This is a genomic window from Streptomyces sp. KR55 (genome assembly GCF_052245645.1).
Taxonomy (GTDB): Bacteria; Actinomycetota; Actinomycetes; order Streptomycetales; family Streptomycetaceae; genus Streptomyces; species Streptomyces flavusporus.
This window is the reverse complement of sequence record NZ_JBQQCE010000565.1, coordinates 1-5,719: the sequence shown is the minus strand read 5'-3', so window position 1 is coordinate 5,719 and position 5,719 is coordinate 1. Positions and strand designations below refer to the sequence as shown.

The window sequence follows — 5,719 nt, the reverse complement described above, 5'->3', positions numbered from 1 at the left end:
ATTCGACGGGGCGTTCTTCTTCGCCGTCGAGACGACCGGCATCTACTGCCGGCCGAGCTGTCCCGCCGTGACGCCCAAACGGCACAACGTGCGGTTCTTCGCGACGGCCGCCGCCGCGCAGGGCTCGGGGTTCCGGGCCTGCCGGCGGTGCCGGCCGGACGCGGTGCCGGGCTCGGCCGACTGGAATGCGCGGGCCGACGTCGTGGGGCGGGCCATGCGGCTGATCGGCGACGGCGTCGTCGACCGGGAAGGCGTCGCCGGCCTCGCCACGCGGCTCGGCTACAGCGCCCGGCAGGTGCAGCGCCAGCTCACCGCCGAGCTCGGCGCCGGCCCCGTCGCACTGGCCCGGGCCCAGCGGGCGCACACCGCGCGGGTGCTGCTCCAGACCACCGGCCTGCCCATCACCCAGATCGCGTTCGCGTCCGGGTTCGCCAGCGTGCGCCAGTTCAACGACACGATTCGCGCCGTGTACGCGTCGACACCGAGCGAACTGCGCGCTGCCGCGCCCCAGCGCCGCACGGTCCGGCGGGCGGACACACCGAGCGCCGGGATTCCGCTGCGGCTCGCCCACCGGGGCCCGTACCACGCCGGTGCCGTCTTCGACCTGCTGGCCCGTGAGGCGGTGCCCGGCATCGAGGAGGTGAGCGGGGCGCCCGGCGGCCGCACCTACCGCCGTACGCTCCGCCTGCCCTACGGCACGGGAATCGTCGCGGTCGACGAGCGGCCGGGGAGCTCCGGCTCGGCCCGCCACCGGGGCGGCTGGCTCGACGCGCGGCTGCATCTCACCGACCTGCGCGACCTCACCACCGCCGTGCAGCGGCTGCGGCGGCTGTTCGACCTCGACGCCGATCCGTACGCCGTAGACGAGCGGCTCGGCGCCGACCCACGGCTCGCGCCGCTGGTCGCCGCGCGGCCCGGACTGCGTTCGCCGGGCGCAGCCGACCCGGAGGAGCTGGCGATCCGCGCGCTGGTGGGACCGGCGGCGGAGCAGCTCGTACGGCGGTACGGCAAGGCCCTCGACGTCCCGTGCGGCACCCTCACCCATGTCTTCCCCGAACCGGCCGTCCTCGCGGAGGCCGAGCCCGGCGGCACCCTGGGCGCGCTCACCGCCGCCCTTGCCGACGGTGCCGTACGGCTCGACCCGGGCGCCGACCGGGACGACGCACAGGCGGCGCTGCTCGCCCTGCCCGGCCTGGACGGCGCCACCGTCGCCGCCATCCGCACCCGCGCCCTGGGCGACCCCGACGTGGTGCCGCCCGACACGGACGTTCCCGACAGTTGCCGCCCCTGGCGCTCGTACGCCGTACAACACCTGTGCACAGCAGGGGAGTTGGAGTACCGATGACCACCCCGACCCACTGGACCACCCTCGACAGCCCGCTCGGTGAGCTGCTCCTCACCGCCGACCCGAGCGGCACACTGACGTCCCTGTCCGTGCCCGGCCAGAAGGGCGGCCGCACCGTCCAGGACGGCTGGCTGCACGACTCCGGGCTGTTTCGCGAGGCCGAGGAACAACTCGCCGCGTACTTCGCCGGCGAGCTCAAGGAGTTCCGCCTGCCGTCGCACACCGACGGCACCGCGTTCCGGCAGCGGGTGTGGGCCGCCCTGGACTCGCTGCCGTACGGCGCCACCACCACGTACGGCGAGATCGCGGCCCGGATCGGCGCCCCCAGGGCCGCCGTACGGGCCGTCGGCGGCGCGATCGGCGCCAACCCGCTGCTGATCCTCCGCCCCTGCCATCGCGTGATCGGCGCCGACGGCTCACTGACCGGCTACGCGGGCGGCCTCGACCGGAAGGTGCAGCTGCTCACGCTGGAGGGCGTGCTCTGACCCAGACACCCGGTCAGGCCCAGATCACCACGCCCAGCCACGCGCCCATGATCAGCAGACAGGTGAACAGCTCCGCCAGCACACTGGAGCCGCCCGAGCGCATCGCCGTGCGCAGGGCCGCGCGCGCCTCGCTGTGCCGGCCCAGGCGGAGCCGTTCGCAGACGTAGATGCCGGCCATGAAGCCGGGGATGGCGCCGACCACGGGGACGAGGAAGAAACCGAGGAACGCGCCGACTCCGGCGTACACCGCCATCCGCGGGGTGGCGCCGCTCGTCCGCAGCCGGCGGGGCGGCAGCGCCCAGCGCACCACCTGTGACAGGAGCAGCGCGACGGTGGCGCCGACGAGCATGAACCAGGCGACCGGCCGCGGATCCAGCAACGCCCACCACATGACGGCGGCCCACACCAGCCACGACCCGGGCGCGCCGGGCACCAGCACTCCGCACAGGCCGAGCAGCATGACCAGTCCGGCCAGCAGGAGCTCCCACACTCCCATCTGCCCAGCGTGCCGGAGCCCGCCCGAACTCGCAGGTCTCCGGACAGGACCTTTATCGGTCCCGCGCCACCCAGCCCCGCTCGTACGCATGCCAGCCCAGCTGCAGCCGGGTCGTCACCCCGGTCAGCTCCATCAGCCGCTTCACCCGGCGCTGCACGGTCCGCAGGCCCAGGTCGAGCTGCTTCGCGACGCTCGCGTCGGTCAGCCCGGCCAGCAGCAGGGACAGGATCTCCAGATCGGTGCCGTCGGGACCGTCCGGGTCCTGCACGATGACACCGCCCCCGCCCATCCGCAGCGGCAGCGCATCCCGCCACACCGACTCGAACAGCCCGGACAGCAGCTCCAGCAGCCCGCTGGCGTGCACCACCAGCGCGGCCGGTTCCGCGGTCGGCGAGGTGAGCGGCACCAGCGCGAGCGCCCGGTCGGCGACCACCAGCTTCGTCGGCACCCGGTCCACCACCCGCACCTGCTCGTCCCGGCCGAGCGCCGCGCCCAACTCGGTGAGTCCGTGCGGCTGGTCGAGTACCGAGCGCTCGACCACGACCCGGTAGCGCACCCCCCGGCCGGCCGCCTGCTCCTCGGCGTGGTTCTCCATCCCGGTCACGGCCACCGGGTTGCCGGTGACCAGCGCGCACACCTCGTCACTCGCGCCGAGCTGCAACTGCAGGAACCGCTGGGTGACCGCGGCCGCGCCGATCACCACCTCGACCAGGTCGTGCACGGCCGGCTCGGCCGCCGCCGCCCGGTACTCCTCGGCGAGCAGGGCGGCGGCCAGTTCCGCCTTCTCCAACTCGTGCCGCTGCTGGGCGAGCAGCGCCCCGAGCGCCACCCCCGGCGGGGCCGCCACCCAGCGTCCGGGCCGCCCGGAGGACTGGGCCGCCAGCCCGTGCCGCTCCAGCCGGCGCAGCGCCCGCTCGGTGTCGTACTCGCCGAGCGTCAGCCGCCGGGCGAGATCGGGTACGTCGGCGGCGCCCACGGCCACCAGAGCCCGGTACGCCCCCTCGTGCGTCTCGTCCAGCCCTATCGCCGCCAGCATCAGCCGTCGTCCCTCCCCGGAAACCAGACCCCGCGGTGCGGTCCGTGGCGGAAACCGGCCACGGCGCAAAACCGCCTGGGCACATCATCGCCGTACCTCCCGCAACTCTGCCAAGGTGGGGCCACCGGCGCAGACGGGGGGCCGGGTCTCCCGACGTCGCCGGGCGGCTCTCCTGTGGGGGGTGGAGCCGCCCGGCGACCTCTCCCGCGTGTCCGTTCGACACTTCACCCGACACGTGGTTCGGTGCGGAGTGTCGCGCCGCATTTTCCGGATGCCCCGTTTTCACGCGGCCCGTGCGGTGGACAATTGGGGGCATGAGCCAGCAGGGGGGAAGGCCCACCGGTCACTCCGACGACTGGTGGGGGCAGCTGTACGACGACTCCACCGAGGACACGGGCCCAACACGCACCCCATACCCACTGGACAACCGCTTCGCCTCCGCGGCCGGAGCAGTGGGCGACACCGACGGCAACCGCACCCACCACCCGGACACCCGCGTCCCGGAACCGAGAGACGGCTCGGGCGTACGCCGGCGTGCCCCCTGGGAGCCGCCGACCGCCGCACCGCCGGGTCCGGACACCTTCCCGTCCGCGCCCCAGGGCCCCACCGCCGCGGCGACCGGGAGCGGTACCTCGGCAGACACCCCGTCCACGACCACCACCGCACCCCCACCCCCCGAACCCTCCGACACGCCCCCGGACGGCCCCCCGCAGCCGCCCGCCCCCGCCAGGCACGTCACCCCGACCCTGCATCACGTCGGCTCCGGCCCACCCACCTACGAGGCCGAGCCCACCGCCCTCCCTCCCGCCGATCCCGACGACCTCAGCGATCTGGTGGCCGACACCGTGCTGGACGGTGCCCGGTACGGGGCCTGCACCCTGCGCGCGGCCTCGGTGCGTGGGGACTCCGCGCGGTACCGGGGCGACCCGCGTCGCGACTCGCTGCTCACCGCCCGCTTCGGCAGCGGCGACGAGGCGCTGGTGCTGGTGGCGATGGCGACCGGCGCGCGGGCCACGGCCGGGGCACACCGCGCGGCCGCCGAGCTGTGCCAGTGGATCGGCCGGGCGGTCGGCCGCAGCCACCCGCGGCTCACCGAGGACATCCGGGCCGGCCGGCGCGGCGACCTGAAGTCCGGACTGCACCGTCTGACCGACCGCAGCCTCGGCAGACTCCGCGCCAGCGCCGCCGAACAGGGCCTGAAGCCCGACGAGTACGCCGCCACCCTGCGCTGTCTGCTCCTGCCTGCCGACCCCGAGTGCCGTACCCGCGTCTTCTTCGGCGTCGGCGCGGGCGGACTGTTCCGGCTGCGTGACGGGGCCTGGCAGGACATAGAACCCCAGGTCACCGACGTGACCGGTGAGCCCGTCGTGGGCTTCGGATCGCTGCCGTCCGAGACGCCGGAGGGCGACCGGCTCACCATGGACCTCGGCATCACGACACCGCCGACCCCGTACGACCCGCCCCCCGAGCCACCCCGCGAACCCTTCCGCTTCCGCGCCTCCGTCGCCCGACCGGGCGACACGCTCCTGATGTGCACCGGCGGCCTCGCCGACCCGCTGCGCGGCGAGCCGGAGCTGCCCGCCCATCTCACCGAACGGTGGTCCCACCCGGAGCCGCCGGGCCTCGCCGCCTTCCTCGCCGACACCCAGGTGAGAGTCAAGGGCTACGCCGACGACCGTACGGCGGCGGCCGTCTGGGAGGCGCTGTAGGGCCGCTTCCGGGTCTGTCCGGCGGCGCCACGACGTACGAAATCAGCCAGTCTCCCCGAACACCTGGTCGTTGACGACTCCGCATGACTGGCCCGTTGCCGACGGGGCATGGATCTCCGTGAACGTGTTCGAGCAGGAGGGGAACCGACATCGGCACGCGGGCGGGGGACATGGAGAGGCAGGCACGACGGGGCGCCGCCAAGGAGCGGGCGCAGACGCCCCAACTGAGGCGCAGACTCGGCCGGGCGGACCTGCGGGCGGTCCCACAGGCCCGCAGGGAACTGCGTGAGCTGTTACGACACTGGGGAGGGCCCGGCAGGTCCGAGACGGCGGAGCTGCTCACCAGCGAGCTCGTCACCAACGCGATCGTCCACACCGACCACGACGCGGTCCTGACGGCCACCGTCGGACCCGGTGGACTGCGGGTGGAGGTACGGGACTTCGTGGCCCGCCGGCCCCGGCTGTGCGCACCGAAGGCCGACGAGGGGACGCACGGAAGGGGCCTGGTGCTGGTGGAGTCCCTCGCGGACGCGTGGGGCGTACGGCCGCACGCGGTGGGCAAGTCGGTGTGGTTCGAGCTCGACGCGGACGCCGCATGACGCACGGGACGGGGGCACGGCCACATCGCGTGCGCCGCGCCCCCGTCCC

General features: G+C 74.6%; 6 protein-coding genes. 4 read left to right on the top strand and 2 right to left on the bottom strand.

Annotated elements, in window-relative coordinates:
- Together ACTWQJ_RS45345 and ACTWQJ_RS45340 are read left to right on the top strand one after the other, a co-directional pair.
- Nucleotides 1-1,345, top strand: a 1,345-nt coding sequence (locus tag ACTWQJ_RS45345; RefSeq protein ID WP_443312231.1) for a DNA-3-methyladenine glycosylase 2 family protein, incomplete at its 5' end; no start/stop codon positions are given.
- Complete coding sequence (locus ACTWQJ_RS45340) at nt 1,342-1,830, top strand: methylated-DNA--[protein]-cysteine S-methyltransferase (protein WP_443312230.1); 489 nt, start codon at nt 1,342-1,344, stop codon at nt 1,828-1,830. The genes ACTWQJ_RS45345 and ACTWQJ_RS45340, both read left to right, overlap by 4 nt.
- 13 nt (nt 1,831-1,843) lie before the next feature.
- Here ACTWQJ_RS45340 and ACTWQJ_RS45335 read toward each other — a convergent pair whose 3' ends face one another.
- Nucleotides 1,844-2,326, bottom strand: a complete 483-nt coding sequence (locus ACTWQJ_RS45335) for a DUF456 domain-containing protein (protein ID WP_443312229.1) — start codon at nt 2,324-2,326, stop codon at nt 1,844-1,846.
- Nucleotides 2,327-2,378: 52 nt separating this feature from the next.
- Nucleotides 2,379-3,362, bottom strand: a complete 984-nt coding sequence (locus tag ACTWQJ_RS45330) for a helix-turn-helix domain-containing protein (protein ID WP_443312228.1) — start codon at nt 3,360-3,362, stop codon at nt 2,379-2,381.
- A gap of 314 nt (nt 3,363-3,676) precedes the next feature.
- On the opposite strand from ACTWQJ_RS45330, the gene ACTWQJ_RS45325 reads away from it, so the two are divergent.
- On the top strand, nt 3,677-5,071 hold the full coding sequence (locus ACTWQJ_RS45325) for a protein phosphatase 2C domain-containing protein (protein WP_443312227.1): 1,395 nt from the start codon (nt 3,677-3,679) through the stop codon (nt 5,069-5,071).
- A gap of 170 nt (nt 5,072-5,241) precedes the next feature.
- A complete protein-coding gene (locus ACTWQJ_RS45320; RefSeq protein WP_443312226.1) occupies nt 5,242-5,670 on the top strand; it encodes an ATP-binding protein in 429 nt (142 codons plus the stop codon).
- Nucleotides 5,671-5,719 lie beyond the last annotated feature (49 nt).

Excerpts from the sequence above, each read along its gene's own strand:
- ACTWQJ_RS45325 (WP_443312227.1), top strand. The coding sequence starts at position 3,677 with ATGAGCCAGCAGGGGGGAAGGCCCACCGGTCACTCCGACGACTGGTGG.
- ACTWQJ_RS45330 (WP_443312228.1), bottom strand. The coding sequence starts at position 3,362 with ATGCTGGCGGCGATAGGGCTGGACGAGACGCACGAGGGGGCGTACCGG.
- ACTWQJ_RS45320 (WP_443312226.1), top strand. The coding sequence starts at position 5,242 with ATGGAGAGGCAGGCACGACGGGGCGCCGCCAAGGAGCGGGCGCAGACG.
- ACTWQJ_RS45335 (WP_443312229.1), bottom strand. The coding sequence starts at position 2,326 with ATGGGAGTGTGGGAGCTCCTGCTGGCCGGACTGGTCATGCTGCTCGGC.
- ACTWQJ_RS45340 (WP_443312230.1), top strand. The coding sequence starts at position 1,342 with ATGACCACCCCGACCCACTGGACCACCCTCGACAGCCCGCTCGGTGAG.